Source organism: Aquabacterium sp., from assembly GCF_035476535.1.
Lineage (GTDB): Bacteria > Pseudomonadota > Gammaproteobacteria > Burkholderiales > Burkholderiaceae_C > Pseudaquabacterium.
On sequence record NZ_DATILJ010000322.1, the window covers coordinates 1 to 4,264 of the forward strand.

General features: G+C 69.2%; 3 protein-coding genes. All 3 read right to left on the reverse strand.

Translation table 11 applies throughout. The features are described from left to right. The coding region (locus VLK61_RS30830) for a TonB-dependent receptor plug domain-containing protein (protein WP_325427333.1) at nucleotides 1–956 on the reverse strand (956 nt) is incomplete at its 3' end. Further along, complete coding sequence (locus tag VLK61_RS30835) at nucleotides 953–3,217, reverse strand: GH32 C-terminal domain-containing protein (protein ID WP_325427335.1); 2,265 nt, start codon at nucleotides 3,215–3,217, stop codon at nucleotides 953–955. The genes VLK61_RS30835 and VLK61_RS30830, both read right to left, overlap by 4 nt. A 42-nt stretch (nucleotides 3,218–3,259) precedes the next feature. Next, the coding region (locus VLK61_RS30840; RefSeq protein WP_325427337.1) for a glycoside hydrolase family 32 protein at nucleotides 3,260–4,264 on the reverse strand (1,005 nt) is incomplete at its 5' end.

A 4,264-nucleotide genomic window follows, 5' to 3' on the forward strand; every position in this document is an offset into this window, starting at 1 on the left:
GTGCCGGGCTGCGAGAAGCCCGGCACCTGCATCGGCACGTTCTGGTAGAAGGCCGTGCGGTCATTGATCTTCAGCGCGTGCAGCTGGACCTCGGTGCGATCGTCGTCGGTCCGGTAGACCAGGTTGCCGCGCAGCTGGCCGCCATGGTCGGCGGTGTAGCCGGTGTCGCGGATGCCGTCGGACGAGCGGTAGAAGCCGCCGAGCGCAAACGTCAGGTTCTTGTTGACCGGCCCGGAGACGAAGAACTCGTTGCGCAGGAAGTTGTAGTCGGCCGCTTCGATGCGATAGCCGCCTTCGAATTCCTGGCCGCCGATGCGCGTGATGTGGTTGACCGTCGCGCCCAGCCCGTTCGAGTACAGGATGCCCCCGGGGCCGCCCTTGACGACTTCGACCCGCTTGGTCATCAGGTCGTCGCGCACGGCGACGTCGTTGTTCATGAACTGCACTTCCGGCTCCTCGAACCAGGGCAATCCGTCGATGAGCTGCGGCGCGTAGCGGAAGCCACCGGTCACCGGCAGGCCGCGCACGGTGATGTTGTTGCTGGCCTCGCCGGCCGTGCTGCCCTCGGCAAAGATGCCCGGCACGTTCTGCAGCAGGTCGGCCGTGCTCATCGGCGCGAGGCGGCGGATCTCCGCGTCGTTCAAGGTGTTGATGGTGAACGTGGCGTCCTTCTTCAGCGTCGTGCGCCCGCTGGTGCCGGTGACGACGATTTCCTGCACCTTGGCTGGCTGCTTCGCATCGCTGTCGGCCGGAGTTGTGGCCGAGGTTGTGGCCGAGGTCGTGGCCGGGTTCGCTGGTTTCGGTTCGGCCGCGGCCGGTGCCGATGCCGCGCTCGGCGGCGGCGTTGCGGCCTGGGCCGGCTGCGCGTCCCCGGCGAACGCGGCCTGCGCCGCAAGGGCCAGCGGCACAAGGCAGAACGGGGCCCTGCGGAAGGGGGTGGTGCGCTTCAAGGTCATGGGATCAGTCTCCTGGCTGTCGTGGGGTGTTGCAGCGGCCAGAGCCGCACTATCGCCGTGACCTCTCTCCCCGCGGACAGGCGAAGCTGCACGCTGGAGGACATCGACGGATAACTTCGAATGGCGTAGGCGGCCGCATCGTTGACGAAGGCCTCGACGACCGAGCCATCGACGATGATGCGCAGCCTGCGCATGCGTCCGTAAGCCGCGCTGTCGTAGGCGGCGCGCAGCAGCTGCGGGCCTTCGTCCTCGGAAACGGCTGTGGAGCGCGTCTTGTCCACCGTCACGCCGCCGGTGGTGCTATCGAACAAAAGGCGCGTGTATTCGCGGCCATCGGCCGACGCGAGCACGTCGATCGTCACGATGCCTGGTGGCGAGGCGGCGTCGAGCTCGATCTCCAGCTCGTAGGCGCCCAGGCCGTCGGCCAGCATCACCGGGGTTAAGCCGAGCTTCAGCTCGGCATTCGCGACGCGGGCCGGGCCGCGCAGCGCGGCCAGCTCCGGTGCCGGCGCCTGGCCCAGCGTTTGCCGATCGGGCAGCAGGCGCCACGCACGGGGCAGGCCGAAGGCATTGGCCCAGCCGGCGCGCTTCTGCGCATTCGGCGTGCGGCGTTCATCGACGATGCCGATGGCGCGCAGCGTGCCGTCGGCGGCGGTGCCGACGGTCGGCGCAAGATGCCCCGGCACCAGATCCAGGTCCTTCGGCACGCGGTGCGAAGGCTTGAACACGCCGCCGGCCCAGGTCCCGGTCCAGTAGATCGCGCGCGTCGCCGGCTCGCCGTACTTGCTGACGCGGCCGCCGATGGGGTTGACGACAAGGATCCAGACATCGTCGGCCAGGCGCGTGAAGACCGGCATCTCCCAGATCTGCGAGCCCGGATCGAGCAGCCGGTACCCGGGCTCGATGAAGCGCGGCCGCCGCTGCCAGCGCGCGCCCTTCTCGCCCGGCTGCAACACCAGGTACTCGAGACCGCCGCCCGATGCCAGCGCCGCGCCGATCAGCATGTGCCAGGTGTCCCCTTCTTTCCACAGGTAGGGGTCGCGGAAGTCCTTCACGTCGCGCGTGTTCAGGATGGGGCCCAGCTTGCGCCAGGTGCGCAGGTCCGGGTCCTCGCTGACTGCCATCGCGATGCCGGGATTGCTCGCCGCCAGCCGCTCGCCATGGTTCACGCTGGTGTAGAACGCGAAAGCCTTGCCGCCATCGGTTATCACGTGGCCGGACCAGATGCCCTTCATGTCGTGGCCGAAGCTCTCGGTCTGCAGCTCCGGCCACAAGGCGTCGGGCCCGTGCGCCCAGGTCACGAGGTCGCGGCTGCTCATGTGGCCCCAGTGCATCTGGGTCTTGAAGGGCCCGTTCGGCGTGCGCTGGTAGAACAGGTGCCAGCTGTCGCCGACGCGCATCAGGCCATGCGGCTCGTTGGTCCAGTTGGCGGGCGGCATGGGATGCACGCGGGGTCGCAGTGCATCGCCGGCGAAGCGCGATGCCGGCACGATCAGTGACGCGGCGGCATCGCGGTTCCGGCCCTGAAGCAGCTGAGGCCACGGCGACAGCGCGGTCCACTGCGATTCGGACAGCGGCGCCGCGTAGAGCGCGATCGAGTCGAAGGCCGCATTGAGCCGGTTGATCTCGAAGTCCAGGATCTTCACGATTTTGGGCGGTGTGGCCAGGGCCAGCGGCGTGGGCGCGAGCTGCAGCCGCGATCCGGGCTTGGTGTTCGCCGAAGCGATGGCCTGACCGTCGGCGTACAAGGTGGCGCGGCCGGCTTGCACATCGACGTTCACGCCCAGATGCATCCAGCGCCGCAGTGGGAAACGCGCCGGCGCCGGCAGCGTCATCGTGCCCTCGTCGGTGGCCCAGCGCAGGCCCCAGCGGCCGAAGGTGTCGATGAAGACATCGAAGCCGCTGTCGCCCGACGCCTGCTGCACGATCGACGACGGCGTCAACTGGCCGACCGGTACTTCCAGGTCCGACGGATAGCTTTCCAGCGCCACCCACAGCGACAGCGCGAATCCCACTTGCGCATCGAGCGCCACACGCGCCTCGACATAACTCGAAAAGCCGTCGGTGCGCCACGCCTGGCCGGCGATGCCGGGCACGACGTCCGGCGCGGGGAATTGCGTTCGAATCACCACGCCGGCCGGCAGCTCGCCACGATCCAGGCGATCGAAGTCCAGCGCCAGCAGCGGCTGCGGCAAGGCCTGCGCGATAACCACGGCGTGCGTGGCCCACAGCGTCAGGGCCGCGACAAATCGCCGGATCATTCGGCTATCGATAGACATCGTTGGCATCGCTGAGCTGGCGGTTCAGGAGCGCAGCGGCTCCAGGCTGAAAGCCGTCAGCACCGGATTGGCGCTGCCGTGCCACAACGCGATGCCTTCGGCCGCCGGATCGGGGAAGACGATGTCGCTCAGCAGCACCGTGCCGCCGTCGGCGAAGACCTCCACCGTGCAGCCGTCGACCCAGACTTCGAACTCGACCTCGTCGCGCGAGCGGTCGCGCGGCGCGTGGTGCATCTCGGATTCACCGGCGAACGACGGCGCCGGCTTGCGACGATCGATGAAGTAGCTGTCGAGCACCGTATCGAAGCCCACGCGCACCGGCGCACCGCCGCCGGTGAAGAACAACAGCACCAGCGGCTGCACGAGCGCGCTGCGCGGCGCACGCAGCGTCGCGCGCCAGTGACGGCCGCGCGCCTGCAGCTTGGCTAGCGCCAGCGCTGCGTCAGCCGCCGGGCAGGCCTGCAACGCCAGCAGCGCCGGTCCGCGCGCCTGCTGCAAGGCCTGCGCTGGACGCTGCACCACGCGCCAGCCCTCACCTGTGCGCGCCAGCGACAACTCGCGCGGCAGCGACAACTGCCCCCGCCATGGCGCGCTCGGCACATCGCGCGCGTAGTCCCAGTTGTTCATCCAGCCCAGCCACAGCGTCCGCTCGGCGTGTCTGCCCGCCACCCTCGCAAACGGCAGTGGCGCGTAGAAGTCACGGCCATGATCGAGCCATCGCACGGCGTCGGCATGCGCGGCCGGGTCGGCCGGATCCGCGACAAAGCGCTCACCATCGAAATCGCCGACGAAGTACTGCACGCCGCTGCCGCCCCAGGGCGTGCCGCCGTTGATCGAGATGAAGAGCACCCAGCGCTGCGCGCCGGGCTCGCCGTCCACCGGCAGCGGCAGCAGCACCGGCACTTCCCAGATCGTGTCGGCAGAGGCGCCCGCGGGGCCGAAGCTCGAGGCCTCGCGCCACTGCAGCAGGTCGTCGGAGGTGTAGACGACCAGCTTGCGCTCCAGCGCCAGCACGATGAGCATCACCCA

What these genes read in the sequence shown, in the direction of transcription:
- VLK61_RS30835 (WP_325427335.1), bottom strand. Translation starts at nt 3,217, where the DNA reads ATGATCCGGCGATTTGTCGCGGCCCTGACGCTGTGGGCCACGCACGCC.